Origin of the sequence: Micromonospora phytophila (assembly GCF_023656545.1) — a bacterium.
GTDB classification, from domain to species: Bacteria; Actinomycetota; Actinomycetes; order Mycobacteriales; family Micromonosporaceae; genus Micromonospora; species Micromonospora phytophila.
Genome location: NZ_JAMOKF010000017.1, coordinates 16266 through 39643 on the forward strand (window position 1 = coordinate 16266; position 23378 = coordinate 39643).

Consider the following 23378-nt stretch of genomic DNA (forward strand, 5'->3'; position numbering starts at 1 on the left):
GCAGGGCAAAAATTCCGACGGCCAACGGCGCGATGGAGCCTCCGCTAGGTTGATGAGCCATGCCGGGCTCGATCACTCTCCTATGGACGCAGATCGCCGAGTGGTTACGGAAGAACGCGCCGCTCACGTTCGAAAAGCTCAACCCTCCAGCGGATGAACGGGCGCTGGCTGAGTTCGCTTCAGAATTGGGCATTGAGCTTCCACCTGATTTTGTGGAGTTGCTCCTGAACTTCAACGGTTCGGACGACGCACGAGGTGTCACCGGCATAACCCTGCTTCCGCCGGGTTGCTACATGATGGACAGCTCGCAGATGGCTCGCGACACCCGACAGAGAGCGTCAATCTGGGGCGATGCCTGGCGGTCGACCTGGATCGCGTTCGGAAGCGATCTGTGCGGCGGCTGCCTTGTCCTCGATACTCATCCGCGGCCACCGTACGGGCGGATTTTCGAGTTCAACGAGGGACCGAACCGGCGTTGACGGCCCCCGCTCCTGCGCAAGTCACGCCGGCCTTGGGTTGAGAAGAAGATCGCGGATGGCTGGTCATCTGGTGCGGGTGCGCTGAGCGCGCGTAGCCACTCGACGGGCAATGGCACTCACGCCAGTTCGGCGATCACTGCGCGGACCGTTCGGCGGCCGTGCTCGGCCATTCGAGGGAACGTATGCCGGTAGTAGTCGATGCCGGTCAGCGACGGAGCGAGGGCCCAGCCGCAGGCGCGGTGCCAGGTAGCTTCGTCGTACCCGATTGCCTCCCGGAAGGCCTCCCGGGCCGCACCGGTGAAGGTCCATAGCGCTGGTGCCACGTCCGGCGCCGGATCGCCGACACCGAGTGCGCCGAAGTCGATGACTGCGGCCAGTCGGCCGCGGTCGGTGATCAGGTTGCCCGGTTGCAGATCACCGTGGATCCATACGGGGTCCCGTTCCCAGTCGGGAGCAGCCAGGCAGGCATCCCAGGCCGCCTCGGCCGCGGTCACATCGAAGCCGTCGTCATGCTCGGCGAGCCGGGGCAGCCCACGGCGGACGTCTTTATCGGCGTGGAGCAGTGCGGACCCGCGGGAACCCGGTGGCTTGAACGGACCTCCGGCCGGATCCACCGCGTGGAGGGCGCGCACGAAGGCTGCCACATCGCGGGCCAGGGGTACGTCGTCGCAGCCAAGCCTGGGAGGCGTGCTCCCCACGACCCACGGCACCACGGTCCACCGCCACGGGTACCCCGCGCCCGGTTCACCCAGGTGAAGCGGAACTGGAATCCGCACCGGCAGGTGGGACGCCAGCAAGGGCAGCCACCGCGCATCAGAATCGGCCTGGTCGACCGCCCAGGCGATCTTGGGCATGCGGGCGACGAGTTCGTTGCCGAGCCGAAAGAGTACGTGGTCGGTGCCCTCCAACTCGTCGGGTAGGGGTGCCACGGGAAGGTCGGCCCACTGCGGGCACTGGGCCGCCACCAGGCGGCGCACCTGCCCGACGGTGGCTCGGATCTCGTCATCATGGATGGGCACGGCTGGCACGGTAATGCGGTCAGGCGGTGCGGTGCCAACCGATTAGGTGCCAAGCACCGACGCAGCGTCGACCTACGCATTACGAGATCAAATCGTCAGCGCCGACGACCTGGGCACATGCGGGTCTAGCAGCGGAAACGCCTCTCGACATCTCACACCACTCCCCCGCCGTCCGCCGGCCTCTTGCGGACTGGATGCGGACCGCAGACCCCTTGATCCGTAGCCTCGGCGAGGCTGTCCGGAACGGTGCGGCCCCGGTGAGGACCGAATTAGGACTGACGGCTGAACAGGGCATCGGGCATCGTGCCACGAGCTCACTCAGATGCGCCGAGGTGTTGCTGTAGGACGTCGATGACGGTGGCCACAACCCGTCGCGCTTGCTCTTGCGAGTCGGTCCGCGAGTACCGGGCGAGGGTGTCCCCGATAGCTTCGACTAGGGGTTCGTCCTGATCGATCCAAGTGTGGAGGGCGTCGATGACGTCCTGGGCGGTTCGGAGGGCCATGCACTCCATCGTGGCATGGCAGCTTGTCAGCCATCTGATCCGTAGATCCCCAAGACCAATTCTGGGCTGTCCCGTACCGTGCGCGTCGCCCTGGTCGTCACGCGCTCGGTCACTCGATCGGTTCGGTTTCGTCCGGCCCAGTTCGCCTCGGTGGCTCCCACAGATGGCTCCCAAATCCTTCTCTACGGCTACCCTCGACGAGGTGGAGCCAGATTTTCCGGAGGCACAGCCACCTTCCTCTCGCCCCAAAGGCGTTCATCGCCGATGTCCGGAATGCCGTGGTGTCGCGCGGCTTCCCGGCATGGTGAAGACCACGGGCATGGGCAAGGGAATGGGAAGCGTTTTCGGGCCCTGCCCCACCTGCGACGGTGTTGGCTACCTGACCGAGGATGACTTGGCGGACTGATCATGCGCAGAAGCAAGCCTCGTCAGCCGCCGTCGGCAGCTTCCCAGGGGCGCTTGTAGTCCGTCACTGGCGAGTCGACTGTCAGACCCGAAAATCCAACGGTGAGTGGGCAGGCGGCAGCACCCGGCGCAGCGCAGCGGAGCCGGGTTTGTGTGGGCGATGGGGTCAGGCGGCTTCAGGTTCGGCGATGACGGCCTTGCCGTCGCGGATGGTGATCTTTTGACCGGTGACGGCCTGGAGTTGGGTGGCCAGGTTTCGGGCCCTGCGCTGTTTGTTGATACGCGTGTCGAAGTGGTCGGCGCCGAGGTCACGGAACCGAACCGCGGGGTCGGACAGCAGGTGGTAGACGATGACCAGGACCGCATTGCCGGTGGCCACGGTCGCCTTCTGTTTGCCGCGACGTTTGGCGATGCGTCGGTGCCGTGTGCCGAGGAAGGTGTCGGTCCGGCACGCGCTGCCGGCGATGTTGCCCAAGGTAGCGGCCAGCCACGGGCTGCCTTTTGCTCGGCCCTTGTTCTTCTTCTTCCCGGCGGACTCGTGGGTCTGCGGGCAGAACTTGGCCCACGACACCAGGTGCGCGTCGGACGGGAAGCGGCTCATGTCCACGCCCACCTCGGCGATCAGTTCCTGAGCGGCGGTGGGGCCAACTGCGGTGATCTCAATCAGTTGCGCCACCTGATGGGCGAAAGGGGCGACCGCCTCGGCGATCGTGGTGTCCAGGGCGGTGATCTGTGCGCTGAGCCGGTCGATGTTGTCCAGCATCATCGCCAGGATGGTGGCGTGGTGATCGGTGAAGAACCCCCGCAACGCCTCCTGCAGCTGCGCGATTTTGACACGCAGCCGGCCCCTGGCCATCTGAGCGAGGACCGTCGGGTCGCGCTGTCCATCGATGAGTGCCCGGAGTATCAGCCGCCCGGATACCCCAAACACGTCGCTCACCACCGAGGTGATCTTGATCTGGGCGTCTTCGAGCAGTTTCTCCACCCGCTGCATCTCCCGAGTGCGATCGCGGATGAGCGAACGCCGGTAGCGGGTCAGGTTACGCAGCTCCCGGATGGGTTTGGGATGCACCAGCGACGGCCGACACATGCCCCGCTCGGCGACCTTGGCCAACCACACCGCGTCGGCCTTATCGGTCTTGGCCCGCCCGGGCACGTTCTTCACGTCGCGGGCGTTGACCAGCCAGCACTCGAAGCCCTCCGCCTCGAGCAGATAGTAGACACCCTTCCAGTAGTCGCTGGTTGACTCCATGACGACCCGGGTGACGCCCCAACGGCGCAACCAGTCCGCCATCTGCAGCAGCCCCGACGTGGTGGTGGCAAAGCCGCGTACCTCCTGCATGCGCCGGCCCGGCCTGGACTCGTGCGGCACCCGCACGCACGCCTCCAACACCGCCTTACCCAGATCGAGTGCGGCAACCCGCTCGACGTGTAACTCCTGCTCGTCGACCTCTTCCATGACGCTCTCCCGTGGGGAGTCGGGACGGGGAAAGGTCACCCGCGGGAGCCGGCGGGGAAGATGAAGAGTCGGACCCTCGTGCTCGTAGCAACAATGCGCAGCCCCTCGAAGCGGCTCCCAGCGTCAAACAGCTTGACGGCCTCACCTGCGCCATGAAAGTACCGACGTCGGCGGGCGACCACCTCGATTTTCCCGCATACGCGGCGCCCCGAAGGGACCCGAAAACAGCTTGGCAATTGCCGATGTCCGGCTGCCCTCTGGCTTCGCGGCCTGGTCTCGGCGGTCTCTCGCGGCCTCGGCTAGCCCCTGCTGTCCTGGCCCAATGGCACGTGAATGGCACGCACGATTGCTACCCGCGCGGGCATGCCTGTTCCTTCGTCGGTGGCTTCCACGACCGGTGACGTCGACGTATCAGCGGCCGCAGGGAAGGGCGCGCGGACGTAATGGTGGTCACGATCGTGGCGCTCTACCAACGGGACTCCGAAAATCCCGAGGACCGGGCCGCCGGCCCGGCCGATCCCTCAGACGTTAGGACGTAATGCCCGTTCAACCCCCCTCCACCCGCCAACACCTGCTCTGTAGCGGCCTCGCGGTCGGCGCACTGGCCGCACTCGGCACTGGTCTGCTGCCCGCCGCCCCGGCCGTCGCCGCCCCTGCCCGGGCGGACCTGGTCGTCGCCACCTCCGTCGACCCCGTCGAGGTGCCGGCCAGCGGCGGCTGGTCGACCCTGACCCTCGACCTGCGCAACTCCGGCACGAAGGCCAGCCAGGACGTGACGGTGGCGTTCACGCTGCCGACGGACGCCTGGTTCTTCACCGACGGGTTCGTGATCCCGCCGAGCTGGAACTGTGACCTGCTGGGCACGGCGACCTGCACCCACGCCCCGCTGGCCGCCGGGGAGGTCGCCGACACGCTGGCCATCCCGTTCGGGATCCCGGGCGGTACCGCCGGCGACACGCTGACCGTCACCGCCAGGGCGTCGACCGGTATGGAATCGTCGACCGCCAACAACACCGGCCAGGCGACTCTGCGCTACATCCCCAGCACGGTGGATCTCGACTTCGTGCCCGCCGCCACCACCCAGCAGCTGCTTACGAACGAGCAGGCGCAGCTCGTCACGTCCGTCCGGAACACCGGGAACTCGCCCTCGGGCGACGTCACCGTCACCACCCCCGTGCCGACTGGCTTGCGCGGCTCGGAGACGTACAACGAGGGGTGGGACTGCGCGTTCGGCGACGGCGTGGCCGACGGCCGGGCCGGCTGGCGATGCATTCACGGCCCGCTGCAGCCGGGCCAGACGAGCGAGCCGCTGGAATTCGCCGCGAGCCTCACCGACGCCACAGCAGGCGCCGTCGTGACGATTGAGGCGACCGCGTCGACGACGTCGACGGAGACCACCCTGGACAACAACACGGCGCGGCACACCGTCACGTGGGAGCAGGCCGCCGTCGTACGCGGCACCGTCTGGGTGGACAGCAACCGCAACGGCGTACGAGACGCAGGCGAGGCGGGTGCCCCGGTCGGCAGCGACGGGATCGACCACATCGAGCTGAACCCGCACACCCCCGGCCAGCCCGGCTACACGGTCACCATCAACCCCGACGGCACCTACGTCGCGTACGTCCGCCCGGGCACCTACCGAGCGGAGTTCTACGTGCAGGACCCGCACGAGTTCATCGACTCGGCCGACTCCGACCTGATCTACCACTCGAACGAGACCGGTGGCTACAACAACTACGGCTACACCGACTGGTTCACGGTGGCGACCGGTGGCCAGGTCACCCTGGACGCGGGCGTGAACTGACAATCCTCGGCGCCGTACCGGCAACACCCGGGCGGTCCGGCCTCCGCGGCCGGGCCGCCCGGACCTCGTCGTGGGCCCATCGGGCGGCGCGATTGCGCGTGGGCATGGCCTGGAGTTTAGAAGAAGATCGCGGATGACTGGTCAGGCCGCCGCACCCCTGTTCAGCACGTCCGTGGTTGTCGGGCGTCGTCGGCCACTGCCGCTGTCCTTGGCTGTACAGATGGCTGTACGACCGGCCGGCGCTGACCTTCTGATCCGTAGCCTCGGCGAGGTTGTCCGGCTTGGTGCAGCGCGGTCGGCGACTCCTGGTCCCAGCGCTTCACGGATCCGCTGCTGTGTCGGCCCGTCCAGCGCCGTTGCTGTCAGTCGCTGCTGTCATCGTGGTTTCGGCTCCTGTCAGCTCGGCAAGCAGCGCCCTGGACGGTCTGTGGTGGTCTGGCGCGTTGCAGATACGCTCACGGCCCTCCTGTGCTTGTCTGATCGGGGTGTGGCCGTGGAATGGATATTTCCGATCCTGTGGGTGGCGATCTTCGCCCGCTTCTACTTGACCGAGGGCAGAACCACCGTGCGGGAGTGGCGGCTGCGGCTCTTGGTCAGACCGTTAACGGCAGGGTTACGAGCCTTAGGCGGTCGGCCGGTAGTTACGGCCCGGTGTGGAGGGGCAGCGTCACGTACTCATCCCCGCGTGGCAAACACACGATCACCGGCCACGTTGCCCCGGACGTCGAAGTCGGGCAGGACTTCCTGGTGCGTTACCTTCCAGGAAACCCCGAAGTGACAGTCATGTCCGAGGGCGTCGTCATGCTCATTGTCAAGACCATCGGGGTCATAGCCGTCACCGCGATCCTCATCGCCATTGCACTTGCCGTCGCGCTGGGCTGAACTCGTCATTAGGACCACGTTGGTGTCGGCTGGTTAGCGGATGTCCTCGTCGGGCAGTCGCAGCGCGTCCAGCCTCCCCGGGGCGGGGCGGGGGCCAAGGTGGAGCGCCCTACGGACGAGTCTCAATGTCGGTCGTCAAGGGTCGGCCGGGCGACCGAGGGATTATGAGATCAAATTGCCAGCGCCAACGACCTGGGTACATGGGTGTCAAGCAGCGGAAACACCTCTCGACATTTCCACCACTCCCCCGCCGTCCACCGACCTCTTGCGGACTGGGTGCGGACCGCCCAAAAGGCACCGGGTGTCCTTGGGATCCGCAACGCCGTCCCGCCGGTTGCCGTTGCTGTCGTTGAGCCCCCGAACACGCCGGCTGGCGCCAACCTATGTTCAGTGGTGCGGCCCGCCCCTGGGCGTCCCGCTGCCTGCTCGCTGCCTGTGCGATGCGCCGTCGTCCCGCGACAGCCGCCGGCGGCGGCGCACGGCCAGAGGCACGAACATGGCGCCCAAGCCGAGCGCGATCAGAGCCGCCCCCCATGGCGGCAGCGGACGTAAGAGCAGCAGTGCGAAAAACGCCAACGGGACAAACAAGGTGGCATCGGCGACGTCGTGCCGAGCGGACCACTCGACCACGCGGCGCGGTGACACCGCCATGGCCAGCAGCAAAACCAGATAAACGAGGCCGGTCACCACTCCGACCACAACGCCTCTCTCCTGGGTGAACCTCCATGCAATGGCCAACGAGATGAAGACCCCGCACACACCGACCACTACGCGTACGGGAATCGGCTCAAGCATCGCCGTCCAGTCCCGTCGAGTCCCTGCTGTCACAAGCAGAGTCTCTACGACGGCAGATGTCGGCACCAGTACGAGAAGGGGCGCAGGGAAGCTCGGACCTCTGCCTTGCAAAGATCAAGACTGCTGTCGGCCGGCGTCGGTCACTGCCGCTGACCTGCTCGCCGTGTCGCCAGCCGTCGATCTCGGACCGTCGTCGTCAGTGGGCTTGGCTGTACGGATGGCTGTACAGCCACCTTCTGATCCGTAGATTCCCAAGACCGCTCCGCAGCCGTTCGGCAACGTCCGTGTCGTCCTGGTCGCCGCGCTCTCGGCAACTGGATCGGTCCGGGCTCGTCCGACTCCGTTCGCCCCAGTGGCTCCCACGCGTGGCTCCCAGACTGTCAGCTTGGGATGTGGACAAGATCGGATCTGCGTGCCGCGTTTCCCGCGCTCGGTGCGGTCCCTTACGGCCTCAACTGGCCTTTCGGGGCACGGGCTTATGGCCCGCCAGTGGCCCGCAAAGTCCGAACGGCGAAGACCACTGGTGCGATCAGCACTACGATCACCCATTGGAGTGCCACGTAGGCCGCAACGAGGATTTGAATGAGTACGTAGTCAAGCGCCAACGGAACGTCCGGGCTAGCCGTGGGACCGGCGAGCGGTACCCAGCGTGGCTCTCGTGGCCGCCACAGGAGCCAGCGGGACGGCCCGTTGCGCCGCGCGTCCGCCTCATCCCCGGAACCATCGTCCATGCGGTGATTGTGTCCTACCAAAGGGTTTCCGCGAGGGCCGGCGGGACTGGAGCCTGCGACCGAGGGATTACGAGATCAAGTTCCCCGCCCTGACGACATGGGCGGATGGGGGTCTAGCAGCGGAAATGCCTTCCGACATCTCACACCGCTGCCCCGTCGTCCGTCGACGTCTTGCGGACTAGATGCGGACCGCTCTCATCTGTCGGGGCGGTGTCGCACCCCTGCGCCAACGGTCGATGGTCGTCACTGGGATTTGCGCTGAGACAGAATCGACCGCGTGAGGTGGCGGAGAGCAGGGAGGCCCGGTCCGATGCCGGATGATGGGTGGCTCGTTCACGCCGCCTTCGGCCTGCGGCCATGGCGAGGCAAGCCGCTGCCACTGGTCGAGGGGGACCTGCCCCCCGGGTTTCTAGCCCTCAATGATGATGAGCAGGACCGCAAGACGAGCCGCGTGCTGAGCATCGTCATGAGCTGGGCCGTTGACCTCGGGATGGACCGCCTACGCGTGATGGTGTCGGACAGCTACGACCGTAACGTGCTTGAGCAAGCTGACATGCGCTCGCTGGGCCGCGGCGACTACGAGGGGCAACCCACGCCTGCCACAATCAGTGCAGCGCTGCGGGTCATCAACCCGGACCGACTGTGGGCATGCCGGCGCGCCGACGTCCTGGTCTACGTGCACGAGACCTGGGATTCAGTCGTTGTCTCAGCTGATGCCGTTGCCGTAGCTGACCTAGACCTACAGCTCCGAACGTAGGCTCTGGAATCTCCCCACCGCTTGAAAGCGGATCTCCTCGTCGGGCAGTCGCCAGACCGTCCAGCCTCCCCGGACGGGGACAACGTGGAGCGCCTCACCAGCCGAACGACCTTGGCCCCGTCCGGGGAGGCTGGTAGCCCTTGTGGTGCCCGGCGAGGGGATCCGCGGCGGCATCTCTGAGGAGGGTCGGGGTTCGGGGCAGAGCCCCGAGGTCTTCATGGTCTGGTCGTTCCGAAGCGTGGCCGGCCGGCCCGGGCCGATGCCGGCCGGAGGTCGCCAGCAGGCCGGGGCCGGGCCGGCGCGGCCCGCTTGCGGGCCGCCTTGATGTATAACCGTCGACCTACGCATTACGAGTCAGTCCCCCGGCACTGGTTCACCCCCTGGTCCTCATGCCGAACCGGGCGTCCCGGTCCGCCCTCGTCCGCTGATGCTCGCTGGTTTGGCTGCTCGCTTGGCTGCTCGACGGGAATCCTGGTCCTGGTCTGATACGTCAAGCACCGGCTATGTTGCAGACGTGGATCAAGGGGGCACCGACGGACTGGTTGCTCGCTACGTCGTGCCGTTCTACCTAGACATGATGGGAACCAACGCCCTCAGGTACGGGCTTCCTTTGATGGCGGCTCTGACAGAAGTAAGCCGAGGCGCAACCCCAGCCGATGTGATGGCACTCCTGCGGGACAGTTGGCGTCCAAGGGTCATGGGTGCTTGGTACTCGGTAGGGGTTGGCGGTCCCGAGGTAACCGCCGCCGTTCTCCAGGCCCTAGCCACATCGCGGGGTTCCCTCGACGCACCGCCGCTTGCGACAGCCGCCGTTGTCCTAGCCGGCCCCGAGGCCATTGAAGCCCTGGAGCAATACTTCGCCGCGGATCACGCCGAGGACTGGGGGGCGAGTGGGGTGATCGCTGCCGCAGCGGACCATGTCCGTCGTCACCACCACGTCGCCACCCCGCTTCCACTGCCAACCGACGCAGACCGAGACACCTTCACCGCTCTGCTCGACATCGCGCGTCGGCTGCAAACCGCCTGACCGGCTGTTGTCCACGACGTCTCGTTTACAAGCTCTGTGCGCTGCGTCCGCGCGTGTCTGGGAACGGCTGCACGCTCGGAGCTTCGTTCATGCCCGTGCTTGTCAGCGTGCCGCTGTCTGGCCCGGTTGCTGTCAGCGTTGCTGTCGACAGCCTGGATCTCCCTGACCTGACGTTCCTCATCGCCGGTTGGCTCCTCACGCGAATGCGGGCAGGATCGGCCCATGTCTCACGAAGAATGCTTTGTCCGCTGCGAGGTGGTGGCCTGGGTCAGCCACGACTTCCCGGGCTGGATACGTGTCCGCCTGGTCGATGCTGACGGGAAGCCGTGGTTCTTCGTCGACAAGGTTCCCGTCTTCACCTGTGGTCAGCTCGACGCTGGCGCTCGTCTGCCAGCACCAGTTCGCCTGGGATGCAGCATCGTCGGCAACGACGAGGACGGCGCCGTGGTCGTCTCCACCCGGCGGGATGCAGTCGAAGCAGAGGACGGACAGACGCGGTTCCGGGTGCGCGACGACCAACTGGACCGACACACGGTTTAGGAAGGGAGTAGCGCTCAGCGAGCCAGTCCCTCTTCTACCAGGATGTACGTGCAGTGACACGCTGACGGGGCGCTTGATCATTCCGCGCATGTTCCGGATCTTGCGGATCAGGCTGTCACCATCTCGCCTCGGGCAAGCTCCGCCCGCCGCACGCGCTGTCTTGCCGACATAGCCTTGATCCGGCACGGCCCGGAGTGCGAGTCATGGACGCCTGCGAGGCCGAGGCGGAACATAGTTTCCGCTGATCAGTCGAGGCATCGTCTGAGTACCGGGGTTACATCCCTCCGGGCCGTGCTCGCGCCGCGCCAGATCCCGCTCTTACGGCCTAGACCTGGTCCTCGTCGACCCCCTTACCCCCCAGGCAACCAACACAGCCGCCCGACCTGCTCCCCTGCGACAAGTAACCTGCAAGAACGGTCATCCTGAGTCCACGCCCGTCCGCTGAAGTTCGTCCCCGTCGTCACTCGGTTAGTCACCCAGCCCTGGTAGCTATCGGGCGTCGCTGCCTGCCCGTAGAGTGCCGCCGTGGACACAAGGTCAAGCAGGATCGTTGGCATGGTCGGCACGATCGCGGCGGTTGTTGGCGCGTCCTGGCTCGCGTTGCTCGCCTCCACCGGAACTTGTCAAGGTCGGTGGGACCAGTGGGTGTTACGCCGCTTGGGGTAGTGGTTGATCGGTTGTCGGTTCGGGCGGGTTGATCCAGACGGCGTCGGGCAGGTGCAGCGCTTTTGGTCTGGGGCGGCGGGAGAAGCGTTCGGGGTGGGCGGTCCAGGCGGTGTCGAGGGCCTGTTCGCGTTGTTTCTGTTGGGCCGCGGCGTGGCCGTAGTGGACGTCGGCGGGGGTGTGCAGTCCGATGCCGGCGTGGTGGTGTTCGTGGTTGTACCAGGCGAAGAACGTGTCGCAGAACGCGCGGGCGTCGGCCAGGGAGCCGAAGCGTTCGGGGAACGTGGGGTGGTACTTCACGGTCTTGAACGCGGCTTCGGAGAACGGGTTGTCGTTGCTGACCCGGGGTCGGGAGTGCGTGCGGGTGACGCGCAGGTCGGCCAGGAGTGTGGCGACGCGTGTGGAGGTCATGGAGGTGCCGCGGTCGGCGTGCACGACCTGCGGGACTCCGTGCAGGGTGATGATCTCGGAGATGAAGTCGTGGGCGATCTCGGCGCTTTCTCTGGCGGCGACGTGGTGCCCGACGATGTATCGCGACCAGATGTCGATCATGACGTATGCGTCGTAGTAGACGCCCTTGGCCGGGCCGGGGAGCTTGGTGATGTCCCAGGTGAACACCTGCCCCGGCCCGGTCGCGGTCAGCTCCGGACGGGCACGGGTGGGGTGTCGGGCCTGGCGGCGCCGGTCGACGACCTGATCGTTGGTGCGCAGGATGCGGTAGAGGGTGGAGATCGAGGCCAGGTAGACGCCCTCGGCCGGCCGCCGCCATCTGGCGCAGACGATCCGTCTACGTTCTCGGACGTCCGTGGTTGTACGCCCCGGTTGTCACTCAGTTCGTCACCCAGTTCGGCTCCTGGGCATCCGGGATAGCCTCCGAGCATGCGTTACCTCACCCGGCCGTTCGTCCTCGGCGCGCTCGGCCGCAGGAAAGGCGTTGAGCAGTTCGTCGGACCCATCACGCTGGCGGGCGTCCGAGGCATCCGCTGGGTTGCGGTCTGGCCCTGGCAGGACGGCTACAACGTGTCCGTCCATGACGTACAGGACCTAGACGACGAGCACTACCGCGACCTGTCCGTGTTCCCGCCCCTCGACCCCGAAGACGAAGACGACACCGGCTTTGGCCGCGTGATCGGCCACGTTCAAGACCCGGCCGAAGCGTTGGAGCTGGCAGAGCGGGACCCTGGGGCCTCCCCGGATCGGTGGGTCAACCACGGGGTTGCCGGAGATGACTATGCGGACTTCGTGTTGGCGAGGCGAGCCCAGCACCAGCCCTGACCGTCAGTTTGGAAGGTGCAGGGCAACAGCTCGGGAATCGGAATGATCTACACCGTGAGTAGCCGTGCCGGTCGATCGACGGCCACGGAACGTTGAGGTTGAGGCTGTCAATGTGCCGCTACTGACCGGTGTTGACCGCTGAATCGGGCACGGGTCGGGCACACACCGGCGACCTCGGTTCATGGATCATTAAGGCATGACTGCTCCGCTGCTGCGCGTCAGGATGGAGTCCGGCCAGATCTGGGACGACCCCTCAGACGATCTGCTGTTCGAGCTGCTGTCGGACATGGAGCGCGGCAACGAACAGTTCCTCGTCATGGATCGTCTCGCCGACGTAACCGGCCAGACGTTCGTGCAGGTTGCCCGTACCGAAGTGGGCGGATACCAAGTCGAGTACCGCGAGGGTGACGCGGACCGTCACTTTCAGGCATTCACCGAGGACAAGCGGATCGCCCACTCCGTGATCACGTCTTGGGCATTCGAACTGCCTGGTTGGCGAAACGCGCTGCCCTGGGTGCCCCTGCGGTTCACCAACTACAGGTAAGACGGCCCCGGTCGGCCTAGTCATCGCACCGGCCACGCCTCGTCACCTGGGCAGACGTCGTCACCAGTGGTCGTCGTTGGTCGCTCTCGATCGACCTCCGACGGCCTGGCCTCGCCTAAGCAGGAGATTCAGAGAAGTCGAGGTGCTCCGCTGGGAGTTCGCCACCGAAGACGAAGCCCGGCAGATGGTGAAGCGGCTCGTGCAAGCCGATAGCGGTCTGTGGCGCGAGATGGACGGCGACGCGGCCACCCAGCCGTCTGGGTGAGCGGGTCAACCCGATCCGGGAGGGCATGGGAAAGCATCCAACCGAGGTGATGCCAACCCTCATGATCGCCGGTGTACGATCCGCCGGTGAATCGATCCCTCGCCGCGAGCCTGCTCGGCGTCACCCTCCTTCTCGCTGCTTGCAGCGAGGACAAGCCGGAGGCAAGCCGGCCCAGCCCCGACCCGGCCGGCCGCGGAGGTTGCATCATCCTGGCGCAACAGCTGGAGAAGAATGACCATGGCTGGATGGACAGCCGCGCCGCACGCCGGGCCGTCCTTTCGACGGACCCTGCTGTTAAAGCGGCCGGCGAGGAGCTGACGTCGGTGGTAAAGGAGGCTGGCGACCTGGACGTAAGCAGCCACGGTAAGGCGGACCTGACGCAGGCCGAGGCCCGGATCGCCGAAGCTCAAGAGAAGCTGATGACGGCGTGCCGTGGCTTGCTAGGCGAACCGCCCTGGTCCTGACCATGCGTCGCCGGGGCCGTCCTACAGCGCAGGATCGTTCGACGCGGGACTCGCGGCCGGCGACGCCTCGTGAGCCCCGCTCGTCAAGCGGGCCTTGACGCACGTACGGACGCTGCCGGAACAGGCTGAGTCGGCTTTCGTGTCACGGGCCGCGCCCCCGGCGGACACCGCCACAGTGGCGCAGTTGACCCGATCTCGCCCGGCACGGACCCGGCTCCCGGGGTCGGAGCTGGCCACCGGCGTGCACCCCTCCCCTCCCAGGTGAGCGGTTGATCTGATCCTGAGTGGCTGTGGAGCCGGCTCCTGGACGACCGGCATGCCTCGCGCGGGCACCGCCCCCATGCTTAGGGCTTGCCGCGCGGACCCGGCGTGCGCTTTCCTGTGCCGCGCTGCTCGGGCGCGGCGCGGCCGGCTGCCGGCGGCGAACCTCCACCGCTTCCTGAGCTACCCGTCTACGGCGGCCCCCGGGATCTCCGCTGTCCGCGCCAGCCGCCGGGCATCAGGCGTGACGGCCGCAGAGCGACAGCGGCAGCGGCCGGCGCGCGCCCAGGCGGCGGCGCGTGCGGCCCGTTCAGGGCCGCCTTGAAGACGTACAGAAACTTTGAACCAGGTTCGCCGGCAGCCCGTGTCCGGTCTCGGGACCTGCGTGACAGATCGGTATCAGGACCTGGGTGACAGCCCGCCAAGGTTATTCGGGAGCGACGAGGACGGTGACCCTGGCGGGTGACTCTCGCGAGTCGACGAAGATCCGGAAGAATGCGGACCGAGCCGGTGAGATGTCCAGCTTCTCGACGTGGTGAACGAGGATGTTGCCGGCTTCGACGGCCCCGCTTGGTAGGTCCAGCCGTCCGGCGAAGACTTGATGCCCTCCGGCTGGGGGCACCTGCCCGACGCTGACCTGAACCCGTACCGCACCCACTCCCGGTGCCCGGGTGCCCACTAAGACCGACTTGCCGTCCGATATCGCGCCGGCCGCCGCGGCACCCTCGTCCCAGATCGGACTATCCCGGTGGTCGCGGTCGCCAATGAGCACGAGCCCGCCTTTGGCTTCTAGGACGAACGACAGACAGTCCTTGCCGGACACACCGGCGTGTGTGGCAGGCTCCGGGGCAGGCTCAGGTTCATCCGGTGCTGACGGCCGGTGCTCCGGCGTCGGTTCACGTTCATGCAGATTGGGTGGGCGGTTTGCCCGCGCGGCGCTGATCGCCCACACGTTCGCCAGCAGCATTCCGGCGACTGTTCCCGACGCGGCAATCACGAATCCGCCAGAGCCCACCACCAGGTTCACGACGACCGACCCGCCGAACAGAAGCACCAACCCGGCGAGGCCGAGCGAAGCAGGGATGGTGTGCCCGGACAGCCACCGCCGGATCGCGATCACGATGAGCGACGAGCCGAGCAGCAGCGCGAGCAACAGGAACAGAGCGGCGCCGACCGGCTGGTCGTGGTCCACCACGACCAGAACGCCCAGCACCAGCGCGACACCAGCGATGAGCAGTGACATGCTCGCAGCTTGCCTCGGCCAAGCGCTGTCATCGCGGGCCGGCTCCACTCTGTCACCGTCCATCCATTCATCGTGACAGTGGCGATCGCCGAATTCCAGATCGCACGCCGCGCGACGATCGCACCGTTGTCAAACCTCAGGCCGGAGGATGGCGAAGATCGTCTAGCCGGACGTGTCACCCACGTCCCGAGACTGATCTGTCATGGAGGTCCTGAGACCCGACATTCGCCGGCAGCCCGGCCGACCCGGTCAGATGCCGAGGCTTCGCTGATGTTCGCCGAACGATCGGGTGAGGCTGTCGAGAGCGGCTTTGCCCTTCTAGGCTGTTCCGAGTGAGGGTCGGCCGATGACGCCGCTGGTGGTGTAGGCCGCCATGCCGAGAGTGAGGAGGTGCGGCCGGTGGTTGGCCGTCCAGTCCGCGGTTTCGTTGCCCGCTCGTCGAAAGGCCCAGGTCATGATCGGCAATCAAGCCGGTGACCTGGGCCTTTCCGTGGAGCCGCCTGACGGAATCGAACCGTCGACCTACGCATTACGAGATCAAGTTGGCGACCTGTGCCTACCTGGCCTCGACTGGCCTGACGTGCGGAAATGCCTCTCGGCATCTCTCAGCGTCGGTGGTCACGGTCCGGCCTCTTGAGGACTAAATGAGGACTGACATAGGCCATGCCCGTAGGCCGCCCCGCGCCGGTCCGGTGTTGCACTCGCTCCGCTAGCTATCGGGCCTGACTGGTGCTACTACGTCCCGCCACAGCACCTTCATCAAGGCCCTGTGTCGATTGGTGCCGCCACCGGGCATGAGCCGACGGGCGTGCAGGGTTAGCAGGCCAGCCCATACCGCGACCACCCCAGCAAGCCCCGTCCCCATCGCAACGACGAACGGGATGAACACCATCGGCGGCTTCAGGGACCACAGGGCCACCACGGCGACGCCGACGCCCCACATGAGTAGCCCGAGAGGCAGACAGCGGTACCCGATGACAAGCAGTCGGTACGCCGGAGTCGCCCGGATTCGGTCGACCGCCTCCTCGACTTCTGTCATGTCTGTCGCTCCTCCGGTCGCGGCACCGGATCATCGTGGCAGGCCCCACCAAACGTGCCAACGGAACCGGTCGACACACGGGTTAGGAAGTGTGGACACGGCCGGAAGCCGCTCGGCAGTGGCCTGGCTTGACCTGCTTCGCCACGCTGGCCGCTACGTCCAGGAGCTGACCGCCGTTGACCGCCGGCACCCATGCGAACGGGCACGCAAGGGGCACGCGACTGTCACTCCCTCCCAGTAGAAGCCGATCCTCGATGCCGTCAAGCCGTCCTCTCGTCGTGATCACCTGGTGACCGTCGTTGCTCACGCTGAAGGGATGCGACGGACGGGGATGCTGGGACTGATCTGCGCGTTGGTGCTGGCAGGGCTGACCGGCTGCAGCCCTGCCACCGAGGGCGCGGTCGGGGTACGGCTGGACGCCGACGGCCGGCTGGTTGGGGTGTTCGACTGGTGCCGGGGCAAGGGGACCGACCGGATCACCCTCTATCTCGGCAATGACGACGGCGGGGTCACCGACAAGGTGATTCAGCTCGATCGGGATCCCGGCCGCAGCGCCCGCACCGCAGAGGAAGTTGTACTGCTCAACCCGGCAGTCGGCTGGCAGACGAAGCTGGCACCGCCCACGCTAGACGACGGCCAGATCTACGACCTGCACGCGTGGAACAAGAACGACGGCGCAGTGGAGGACTTCCCGTTCCGGATCAGCGAGCTGCGCGGCCGGACCGGCTCCGCCGTGATCCTCACCAAGCGGTGGGAGGGCGGGGAGCACGGCGGCTACGTCGCCACGTTTCATACGCCCGAGGACTTCGCCCGCTACGCCAACACGGTGTGCGACGGCTGAAAAGGCTGCACCTGACCCGGTCGGCATCGCCTGCGCTTGTAGGCCATCCGCTTCCCGGTGAAAAGGTGGCCGCCAGTCTGCCCCCATCCCCCGGATAGGTGCCAAAGACTGCGTCGCCCGGTCGGGGTCAAGGGTGGCCGTAGGCCATCGGCGTGCCGACGCGCAGCGCCCTTGACGCCGGGCGGGTGGCGTAGAGGATCGGGCACCTGGGGGATGGGTCACGCCCTGGTCCTCGTCGTCACCAAACCACGGGCGATGCCTGCAAGAGTCCGGGGGCAAGCAGCTCCGCTGCGCGGCAGCCGATCGCCCCAACCTCGACGACAAGCAACCCCGACTGCGATCGTCCCGCCTCAGCCCTCATGCCTTTGCGTCCCATCAGCGTGGCCGGCCGGCCCGGCCGATGCCGGCCGAAGGTCGCCAGCAGGCCGGGGCCGGGCCGGCGCGGCCCGCTTGCGGGCCGCCTTGATCCTCTAAGAGAGCTATTCGGCAACATCGCCCGACCACGCGCCGATCTGTTGCCGTTCATACGGAAGCTCTTCACAAGATCGCGGAGCGCACGCGGAACCTTTCCAGGCCTTCGGCTCGTAGGTGGAGGAGACACACGAGTGAAAGGCTAGTTCGATGCCGGAACCGGAAAGTTTTGACGACTTTGTCCGCGCCTGCTCTTATCGGTTGTACCGGGTCGGGTGCCTGCTCACTGGCGGTGACCTGGCTCGCGCGGAGGATCTTGTCGCCGAAACGCTTGCCCGGCTCTATCTGGCGTGGCCTCGGATACGGGATGGGGATGGGTTCGGTTACGCCCGGCGCACGATGGTGAATCTGCATACGGACTGGTGGCGTCGGCTGCCGCGCCGCCATGAAACGCTCACCGGCGAGGTACCGGACGTTCCCGACGGTACGGACCACGGCAACCAGCTCGCCCGGCGGGACAGCATCGTCCGTGCGCTGCGTGGGCTCACCCGGCGGGAGCGGGCCGTGGTGGCCCTGCGCTACTTCCTCGACCTCACTGAGCAGGAAACCGCCAACGAGCTCGGCGTCTCACTCGGCACGGTGAAGAGCGCCAACGCCCGCGCCTTGGCCAAGCTCCGCGTGTCTCCAGACCTCGCCGAACCGGCAAGGTCAGCCTCACCGTTGCCTGCTGCCGCCTCGGCATTACACAGGGAGTTCTGATGAAAGATATCGATGACTTGCGGCACGCGCTTGATGCCGAAACTGCGGACCTTACCGTACATATCCCGGCTAGTCTGATTCGCCGTCGAGCCCGCAGGGTACGGACCCGACAAGGGGCGACGCTGGCTGCCGCAGGAGCCGTCGCCGTCGCGGTAGGGGCTATCCCCGCCTTCTTGCTGATCGGTGCGACCCCTGGTTCCAGCGTCCCCGAGTACGCACCTGGGGCGTTCGGATGCCCCACTCCGACTCGGTTTCCCCCTGATCCGGGGGGCGAGGTTCGTTCACTCGGTCCCCTGGTCGAGACAGGCGCGACTCTCGACGCGCCAAACGTCAACACCCGGTATGACGTGCTCATCGGCCTGGAAGGCACCCGTGACCAGCCTGGTTTCATCGTCGCGTTCCGCGACCAGGAGACTGCCGCAGTCCAGGTGTGGGACACGCTCGGGTTCGGACGCGAATCGAACGGGGACATCGCGGGGAAGCGGGCCGGCGATCCGGCCTACCAGTTCCTCAGTAGCCAGCTTGCTCTCGGACCCAACAAGGTGCTCGACATCGGGTTGTACACCAGAGCCGCGCACCGCATCACAGTCACGTCCGAGGGTCACGCAACGGACGCCCACATCGCCAAAAATGCCGCCACAGGCTGGACGTTCTTCTGGGTTCAGCGTTCGGCCAGGCCCCTGCCGACGGACCGTTTTGCGACCCCTGAGCATTACCGGGGGCCCGAACAGGTGACTGTGACCGCGTACGACGGCGCAGGCCGGCCACAGCACACCGCTACTGGTGGTCCGCTCGTCGGCGGCAGTGTGCAAAACCCGCGGGACGGATCGCCGTCCGAAAGCGGCGCACCATCCGCGACGGCAGTACCGACATGCCTAATCGCGAGCACACCCAAGTAGACACTTGCGACCGACACCCTTGCCCCGGAATCCCGCCAACGAGCAGGCCCCGGGGCAAGGCACGTTCCTGCTGGAGCCCCACACCGGCGTGCGAGTGCGCCGTGCCGCTGAATATGCCGGCAGCGCCTATCGCAGCGCTTCCATCTTGTCGGCAGTTAGCTACTCCGAAAGTCTGGGCGGCTCTGTCGGGAACATCGCGAGCAGGGCCTCGGCGCGTGCCTGGATGATCCGCTCTCGCTCGGTGCGCTGACGTGCGTCTGTGTGGGTGTCCTGGCCGGTGATCTGTCCGGGCCATTTGCGGTAGAGCAGGCCGGGCTCCGCGATGAAGTAGCCGCGGCTCATGATGCTGAGGGCGAAGAGTAGGCCGGTGTCCTCGGAAGTGGGCAGGGCCATCCAGCCGCCCAGTGCGAGAAGGAGTTGCCGCCGGGCGCACAGCGTCGCGGGGTGTACGGGAAGTCGATGGAGGGCCTGGTCCTCGTCGTCATCCTGCTCATCGTCGCCGGGTTCGCGGGCGCCGCATCGTTCACCCACGTCAAGGACTGGACCCTCGACAACTCCCCGGCCGGCACCGGGGAGTGGTTCGGCTGGGCCAACGCCGTCATCTCCGAACTCATCCCCACCGCCGCCCTGCTCACCATCCGCCGCCGCAAGCGCACCGGCGGGCCGATCGGCTACCCGATGTTCCTTCTCGTCGCCGCTGTCGCCCTGTCCCTCGCCGCGCAGCTCGCGGTGGCCAAGCCGGGCCTGTCGGGGTGGCTGCTGTCCGCCGTCCCCGCGCTGGCGTTCATCGGCCTGTCCAAGCTCGTCCTGACCGCCGGCCCCACCCCGGCCCCCGCCGCCGCCGACCCCACGCCGGCCCGCCCGGTCGAGCAGCCCACCCCGCTCGCTGAGCAGGCTCCTGCCCCCGTCGCCGCGCCGGCCGTGGCTGAGCCCGTCGCCCTGGTCCCGGCCGAGCCTGTCCGCCCGGCACCGGTCGCCCCGGTGTCGCCGGCCGCGTTCACCCGCCGCAACGGCACCCGGCTGATCGGAGAGGTGACCCGATGACCAACGCCCTGCTCTCCGGCCTCCTCGTCGTCGGCACCTTGGTGCTGATCTGCTGGGACCGGTACTGCCTCTACGTCGCCCGCTACGAACTGGCCGCCCTGCAACGCGCTGCCGTCCGCGACCCGCTGACCGGCCTGGCCAACCGCGCCGGCCTCGCCGCCGGCTGGGAGCAGCTGGCCCCGGCCCGGCCGTGGGTGGCCGTGGTTGACCTGGACGGCTTCAAGCCGGTCAACGACACTCACGGCCATGCCGCCGGGGACGTCGTCCTGCGTGCGGTCGCCGCCCGGCTTGCCACCGTTCACGGCGTTGCCGCCCGCCTCGGCGGGGACTAGTTCGCCGCCCTGTTCCTCGACCTCGACCCGCACACCGCCGCTCGCCAGCTGGCCGCCGCGATCGCTGTCCCGGTCCGGCTGCCCTCCGGCGTGGCGGTGTCGGTGACCGCCAGCATCGGCCTCGCCCCCACCGGCGGGGACCTGGCCGCCGCCCTGGCTGACGCTGACGCCGCGATGTACCGGGCGAAGACCACCCGCACCGGCGTGGCCGTGTTCGACCGTCACCGCGATGACCACGCCAATGACACCCGCCCGGCCGTCCGGGTCCGGGACCTTGCCCCCGCTACGGCGGAGGTGGGCCGATGACGCTCGCTCCGACGCTGCCCGGCCTCACCCCCAGCACCGAGGGTCCGAGGCCGGGCTCCCGGGCCGCCCGGATGCTCATGCCCCGCTCCGTCGACGTGGTCAAGGATCTGGCCGCCGACTATGGCGTCTGCACCCGCCCCGTATCCCTCCGGCGCACCGACCTGGACTCGGGCCGGACCGAGGTCATCGACATGCCGTGCGGCGCCACCCAGGAAGCCAAGTGCCCGGCCTGCGCCACCCGCGCTCGGCGGCTGCGGCAGCAGCAGATCCGCGAGGGCTGGCACCGCGACGACGAACCCGACCCCGGCCCGGAACCGGCCACCGACGCGCAACGCGGGCTGATCGTCGTCCGCGCTCATCTCGAGTTCGCCCGCGACGAAGCCGCCCGCGCCTCGCAGTGGGATCAGGTCGCGGACCTGGACGACGCCATCGCCGAACTGGAAGCCCAGATCACCACCGAAGGCATGCGTGGCCGACCCGCCCCGCCGCACGCCAGCGAGGACCAGGAGGACGGCGACGGTAAGCGGCGGGTGCGGTCGACCAAGCGCCGGCAGGACGCCCCGGACCTGCCCCGGCTGCCCGTCGAGAACCGGACCATCGGTCGGACCTTCGAGGGTCACGGTGGGCAGGTGTTCCGGCCGTCGATGTTCCTCACCCTCACCCTCGACTCCTACGGCCGCGTGCACTCAGACGGCACCCCCGTCGACCCGGACAGCTACGACTACCGGCGGGCCGCCTGGGACGCGGTGCACTTCCCCCGGCTGCTCGACCGGTTCTGGCAGAACCTACGCCGCGCGGTCGGCTGGAACGTCCAATACGCCGGGGCCGTCGAGCCGCAACGCCGCCTCGCCCCACACGCGCACTTCGCCATCCGAGGCACCATCCCCCGCGCCTTGGTCCGCCAAGTCGCCGCCGCCACCTACCACCAGGTGTGGTGGCCGGCCGTCGACCGGCGGGTCTACAAACCGGGACGGGCGCCGCAGTGGGACGCCGACGCGGGCGGTTACACCGACCCGACCACCGGCGAGCTGCTGCCGTCGTGGGATGACGCCCTGGACCTGTTCGACGCCGACCCCGACGCCGAACCCGTGCACGTCGTCCGGATCGGTAGCCAGGTCGACGCCAAGGGCGTGCTCGCAGGCACCAGGGACGCCGACCGGTGCGTCGGCTACATCACCAAGTACCTGACCAAGCAGGCCGCCGACTGCCATGACGTGACCACCGGCCGGCAACGCGCCCACCTGGAACGGCTCTGGGCTGAGCTGCGGCACACGCCGTGCTCGGAGCGGTGCGCCAACTGGCTGCTTTACGGCATCCAACCCAAGAAGGCTCGGCCGGGGCTGCGGCCGGGGAACTGCAAGAACAAGGTCCACAAACGGGAAACCCTCGGCATCGGCGGCCGACGCGTCCTCATCTCCCGCCAGTGGTCCGGCAAAACCCTCACCGACCACCGCGCCGACCGCCGCGACTGGGTCAAAGCCCTCCTGGGCGTCACCACCGACGCCGACACCGCCCCGGCCGGCGGCGAACACCGGCACGCCTGGGAACTCGCCCGACCCACCGACCCCGACGTTGCGCCCCTCGGCCATCGGGTCCTACGCGCCATCTCCGAACGCATCCAATGGCGCGCCCAACTCGACGCTGCGAGACGCAGCCAGGCACCACCCGATGTTTCGGCAACTGTCACAACGCAGGAGGGAGCAGCATGAAGGCCCGGACGATCGAACCGCTGTGGACGGCTGAGGACGTGTCGACGTTCCTCGGCGTGCCGGTGAGCACCCTCTATCAGTGGCGGTACCGCCGGATCGGACCGCGGGCGTCCCGGGTGGGTCGGCACCTGCGCTACGACCCGGCCGACGTGCGGGCCTGGCTCGCGAAGCAGGCGGCGTAGCCGGTGAGCATCGAGAAGCGGCCGAATCGTAAGTGGCGGGCACGCGTCTACGACGCCTCGGGTAAGCAGATCGCTCGGCACTTCGATCGGAAGTCGGATGCGGAGCGGTGGGAGGCATCTGCCAAGGCGGCCATCTCCCGAGGGGACTGGATCGACCCGGCTCGGGCGCGGGTAACGGTGGGCGCCTGGGCGTCGCAGTGGATGGCGGCTCAGGTGCAGCTCAAGCCGTCGACTCGCGCCCGGTACGAGTTGGCGCTGCGGCGACAGATCCTTCCGACCTGGGAGGAGATCTCGCTGTCGGCAGTCTCGTACGCGGAGGTGGCGGCCTGGGTGCAGCGGCTCACCGCGTCCGGCCTTGCGCCGGCAACGGTTCGGTACGCGCACCGGGTGCTGTCGCTGGCCCTGGCGCATGCCGTGCGGGACGGTCGCATGTCGCGGAATCCGGCCGAGGGCGTGCGGCTTCCTCGGGTGGTGCGGGAGGAGCCGGTGTTCCTCGACCACGACCAGGTGGCGAGGCTCGCGGAGGCGTGCGGACGCTACGGGCTGCTGGTGCGCTTCCTGGCCTACACAGGGCTGCGGTGGGGTGAGGCGTCAGCGCTGCGGGTGTCTCGGCTGGATCTGCTGCGACGTCCGGTGACGGTCGCCGTGGCGTTCGCGGAGGTTGGCGGGGAGCTGGTCGAGGGCACGCCGAAGAATCACCAGCGCCGGTCGGTGCCCATTCCGCGGTTCCTCGTTGACGA

General features: G+C 67.6%; 23 protein-coding genes and 3 pseudogenes. 18 read left to right on the top strand and 8 right to left on the bottom strand.

Going from position 1 to position 23378, the window contains the following annotated elements:
- Window positions 1–59 precede the first annotated feature (59 nt).
- A complete protein-coding gene (locus NCC78_RS04840; RefSeq protein WP_250791947.1) occupies window positions 60–479 on the top strand; it encodes an SMI1/KNR4 family protein in 420 nt (139 codons plus the stop codon).
- Between the two features lie 116 nt (window positions 480–595).
- On the opposite strand, the gene NCC78_RS04845 is transcribed toward NCC78_RS04840, so the two are convergent.
- Together NCC78_RS04845 and NCC78_RS04850 are read right to left on the bottom strand one after the other, a co-directional pair.
- Entirely contained in the window at window positions 596–1387 is a 792-nt protein-coding gene (locus tag NCC78_RS04845; protein WP_250791948.1) for an aminoglycoside phosphotransferase family protein, read from the bottom strand.
- A gap of 1185 nt (window positions 1388–2572) precedes the next feature.
- A complete protein-coding gene (locus NCC78_RS04850; protein ID WP_250791949.1) occupies window positions 2573–3865 on the bottom strand; it encodes an IS110 family RNA-guided transposase in 1293 nt (430 codons plus the stop codon).
- A 538-nt stretch (window positions 3866–4403) separates the two neighbouring features.
- On the opposite strand from NCC78_RS04850, the gene NCC78_RS04855 reads away from it, so the two are divergent.
- Complete coding sequence (locus tag NCC78_RS04855; RefSeq protein ID WP_250791950.1) at window positions 4404–5669, top strand: hypothetical protein; 1266 nt, start codon at window positions 4404–4406, stop codon at window positions 5667–5669.
- 573 nt (window positions 5670–6242) lie between these two features.
- On the top strand, window positions 6243–6551 hold the full coding sequence (locus NCC78_RS04860) for a DUF3592 domain-containing protein (protein WP_250791951.1): 309 nt from the start codon (window positions 6243–6245) through the stop codon (window positions 6549–6551).
- Between the two features lie 387 nt (window positions 6552–6938).
- On the opposite strand, the gene NCC78_RS04865 is transcribed toward NCC78_RS04860, so the two are convergent.
- Complete coding sequence (locus NCC78_RS04865) at window positions 6939–7346, bottom strand: hypothetical protein (protein WP_250791952.1); 408 nt, start codon at window positions 7344–7346, stop codon at window positions 6939–6941.
- A gap of 1041 nt (window positions 7347–8387) precedes the next feature.
- Here NCC78_RS04865 and NCC78_RS04870 point away from each other — a divergent pair.
- The gene (locus NCC78_RS04870) at window positions 8388–8834 is read left to right on the top strand and encodes a hypothetical protein (protein WP_250791953.1); all 447 of its coding nucleotides are present in this window, start codon (window positions 8388–8390) and stop codon (window positions 8832–8834) included.
- Window positions 8835–9261: 427 nt separating this feature from the next.
- Window positions 9262–9624: pseudogene (locus tag NCC78_RS32410) on the top strand (DUF6000 family protein); the annotation flags it as partial.
- Between the two features lie 27 nt (window positions 9625–9651).
- Here NCC78_RS32410 and NCC78_RS04875 read toward each other — a convergent pair.
- On the bottom strand, window positions 9652–9876 hold the full coding sequence (locus tag NCC78_RS04875; RefSeq protein ID WP_250791954.1) for a hypothetical protein: 225 nt from the start codon (window positions 9874–9876) through the stop codon (window positions 9652–9654).
- Between the two features lie 207 nt (window positions 9877–10083).
- On the opposite strand from NCC78_RS04875, the gene NCC78_RS04880 reads away from it, so the two are divergent.
- A complete protein-coding gene (locus tag NCC78_RS04880; RefSeq protein ID WP_250791955.1) occupies window positions 10084–10401 on the top strand; it encodes a hypothetical protein in 318 nt (105 codons plus the stop codon).
- 648 nt (window positions 10402–11049) lie between these two features.
- Here the strand turns inward: NCC78_RS04880 and NCC78_RS04885 are convergent.
- Window positions 11050–11820: pseudogene (locus NCC78_RS04885) on the bottom strand (transposase); the annotation flags it as partial.
- 123 nt (window positions 11821–11943) lie between these two features.
- Here NCC78_RS04885 and NCC78_RS04890 point away from each other — a divergent pair.
- From NCC78_RS04890 to NCC78_RS04900, 4 genes are all read left to right on the top strand, one after another.
- Window positions 11944–12339 (top strand): hypothetical protein, encoded by a 396-nt coding sequence (locus NCC78_RS04890; RefSeq protein ID WP_250791956.1) that lies wholly within the window; start codon window positions 11944–11946, stop codon window positions 12337–12339.
- A 196-nt stretch (window positions 12340–12535) separates the two neighbouring features.
- Window positions 12536–12883 carry a hypothetical protein gene (locus tag NCC78_RS04895; protein WP_250791957.1) on the top strand — a complete coding sequence of 116 codons (348 nt, stop codon included), beginning with the start codon at window positions 12536–12538 and terminating at the stop codon, window positions 12881–12883.
- 142 nt (window positions 12884–13025) lie between these two features.
- Window positions 13026–13148, top strand: coding sequence for a hypothetical protein (locus NCC78_RS31965; protein ID WP_284706251.1), 123 nt, complete (start codon window positions 13026–13028; stop codon window positions 13146–13148).
- An 86-nt stretch (window positions 13149–13234) separates the two neighbouring features.
- Window positions 13235–13612, top strand: coding sequence for a hypothetical protein (locus NCC78_RS04900; protein WP_250791958.1), 378 nt, complete (start codon window positions 13235–13237; stop codon window positions 13610–13612).
- 688 nt (window positions 13613–14300) lie between these two features.
- Here the strand turns inward: NCC78_RS04900 and NCC78_RS04905 are convergent.
- Together NCC78_RS04905 and NCC78_RS04910 are read right to left on the bottom strand one after the other, a co-directional pair.
- Window positions 14301–15116 carry a hypothetical protein gene (locus tag NCC78_RS04905; protein ID WP_250791959.1) on the bottom strand — a complete coding sequence of 272 codons (816 nt, stop codon included), beginning with the start codon at window positions 15114–15116 and terminating at the stop codon, window positions 14301–14303.
- Window positions 15117–15825: 709 nt separating this feature from the next.
- The gene (locus tag NCC78_RS04910; RefSeq protein ID WP_250791960.1) at window positions 15826–16155 is read right to left on the bottom strand and encodes a hypothetical protein; all 330 of its coding nucleotides are present in this window, start codon (window positions 16153–16155) and stop codon (window positions 15826–15828) included.
- A 316-nt stretch (window positions 16156–16471) separates the two neighbouring features.
- Between NCC78_RS04910 and NCC78_RS04915 the strand changes: the two genes are divergently transcribed.
- The 3 genes from NCC78_RS04915 (at window position 16472) to NCC78_RS04925 (ending at window position 19065) form a co-directional block, all read left to right on the top strand.
- On the top strand, window positions 16472–16996 hold the full coding sequence (locus NCC78_RS04915; RefSeq protein ID WP_250791961.1) for a hypothetical protein: 525 nt from the start codon (window positions 16472–16474) through the stop codon (window positions 16994–16996).
- Window positions 16997–17617: 621 nt separating this feature from the next.
- On the top strand, window positions 17618–18166 hold the full coding sequence (locus NCC78_RS04920) for a SigE family RNA polymerase sigma factor (protein WP_250791962.1): 549 nt from the start codon (window positions 17618–17620) through the stop codon (window positions 18164–18166).
- 347 nt (window positions 18167–18513) lie between these two features.
- Window positions 18514–19065: a hypothetical protein gene (locus NCC78_RS04925; RefSeq protein ID WP_250791963.1), complete on the top strand. Its 552-nt coding sequence runs from the start codon at window positions 18514–18516 to the stop codon at window positions 19063–19065.
- A 159-nt stretch (window positions 19066–19224) separates the two neighbouring features.
- Here the strand turns inward: NCC78_RS04925 and NCC78_RS04930 are convergent, their stop codons facing one another.
- Window positions 19225–19458, bottom strand: a complete 234-nt coding sequence (locus NCC78_RS04930) for a hypothetical protein (protein WP_250791964.1) — start codon at window positions 19456–19458, stop codon at window positions 19225–19227.
- A gap of 66 nt (window positions 19459–19524) precedes the next feature.
- On the opposite strand from NCC78_RS04930, the gene NCC78_RS04935 reads away from it, so the two are divergent.
- From NCC78_RS04935 to NCC78_RS04960, 5 genes and pseudogenes are all read left to right on the top strand, one after another.
- Window positions 19525–20109, top strand: a complete 585-nt coding sequence (locus NCC78_RS04935; protein ID WP_250791968.1) for a DUF2637 domain-containing protein — start codon at window positions 19525–19527, stop codon at window positions 20107–20109.
- A pseudogene (locus NCC78_RS31970) lies at window positions 20106–20747 on the top strand (GGDEF domain-containing protein). Before NCC78_RS04935 ends, NCC78_RS31970 begins: the two are co-directional and overlap by 4 nt.
- The gene (locus NCC78_RS04950) at window positions 20744–22456 is read left to right on the top strand and encodes a replication initiator (protein ID WP_250791966.1); all 1713 of its coding nucleotides are present in this window, start codon (window positions 20744–20746) and stop codon (window positions 22454–22456) included. Before NCC78_RS31970 ends, NCC78_RS04950 begins: the two are co-directional and overlap by 4 nt.
- Window positions 22453–22638, top strand: a complete 186-nt coding sequence (locus NCC78_RS04955; RefSeq protein WP_250791967.1) for a helix-turn-helix transcriptional regulator — start codon at window positions 22453–22455, stop codon at window positions 22636–22638. The genes NCC78_RS04950 and NCC78_RS04955 overlap by 4 nt, the downstream gene beginning before the upstream one ends.
- Window positions 22639–22641: 3 nt before the next feature.
- Window positions 22642–23378 (top strand): tyrosine-type recombinase/integrase (locus NCC78_RS04960; protein WP_372495053.1); only part of this gene is annotated, 737 nt, incomplete at its 3' end.

Excerpts from the sequence above, each read along its gene's own strand:
- NCC78_RS04920 (WP_250791962.1), top strand. The coding sequence starts at position 17,618 with ATGCCGGAACCGGAAAGTTTTGACGACTTTGTCCGCGCCTGCTCTTAT.
- NCC78_RS04865 (WP_250791952.1), bottom strand. The coding sequence starts at position 7,346 with ATGCTTGAGCCGATTCCCGTACGCGTAGTGGTCGGTGTGTGCGGGGTC.
- NCC78_RS04895 (WP_250791957.1), top strand. The coding sequence starts at position 12,536 with ATGACTGCTCCGCTGCTGCGCGTCAGGATGGAGTCCGGCCAGATCTGG.
- NCC78_RS04950 (WP_250791966.1), top strand. The coding sequence starts at position 20,744 with ATGACGCTCGCTCCGACGCTGCCCGGCCTCACCCCCAGCACCGAGGGT.
- NCC78_RS04855 (WP_250791950.1), top strand. The coding sequence starts at position 4,404 with ATGCCCGTTCAACCCCCCTCCACCCGCCAACACCTGCTCTGTAGCGGC.
- NCC78_RS04870 (WP_250791953.1), top strand. The coding sequence starts at position 8,388 with ATGCCGGATGATGGGTGGCTCGTTCACGCCGCCTTCGGCCTGCGGCCA.
- NCC78_RS04955 (WP_250791967.1), top strand. The coding sequence starts at position 22,453 with ATGAAGGCCCGGACGATCGAACCGCTGTGGACGGCTGAGGACGTGTCG.
- NCC78_RS04905 (WP_250791959.1), bottom strand. The coding sequence starts at position 15,116 with ATGTCACTGCTCATCGCTGGTGTCGCGCTGGTGCTGGGCGTTCTGGTC.
- NCC78_RS04880 (WP_250791955.1), top strand. The coding sequence starts at position 10,084 with ATGTCTCACGAAGAATGCTTTGTCCGCTGCGAGGTGGTGGCCTGGGTC.
- NCC78_RS04910 (WP_250791960.1), bottom strand. The coding sequence starts at position 16,155 with ATGACAGAAGTCGAGGAGGCGGTCGACCGAATCCGGGCGACTCCGGCG.
- NCC78_RS04850 (WP_250791949.1), bottom strand. The coding sequence starts at position 3,865 with ATGGAAGAGGTCGACGAGCAGGAGTTACACGTCGAGCGGGTTGCCGCA.
- NCC78_RS04930 (WP_250791964.1), bottom strand. The coding sequence starts at position 19,458 with ATGGCCCTGCCCACTTCCGAGGACACCGGCCTACTCTTCGCCCTCAGC.
- NCC78_RS04890 (WP_250791956.1), top strand. The coding sequence starts at position 11,944 with ATGCGTTACCTCACCCGGCCGTTCGTCCTCGGCGCGCTCGGCCGCAGG.
- NCC78_RS04935 (WP_250791968.1), top strand. The coding sequence starts at position 19,525 with ATGGAGGGCCTGGTCCTCGTCGTCATCCTGCTCATCGTCGCCGGGTTC.
- NCC78_RS04840 (WP_250791947.1), top strand. The coding sequence starts at position 60 with ATGCCGGGCTCGATCACTCTCCTATGGACGCAGATCGCCGAGTGGTTA.
- NCC78_RS04915 (WP_250791961.1), top strand. The coding sequence starts at position 16,472 with ATGCGACGGACGGGGATGCTGGGACTGATCTGCGCGTTGGTGCTGGCA.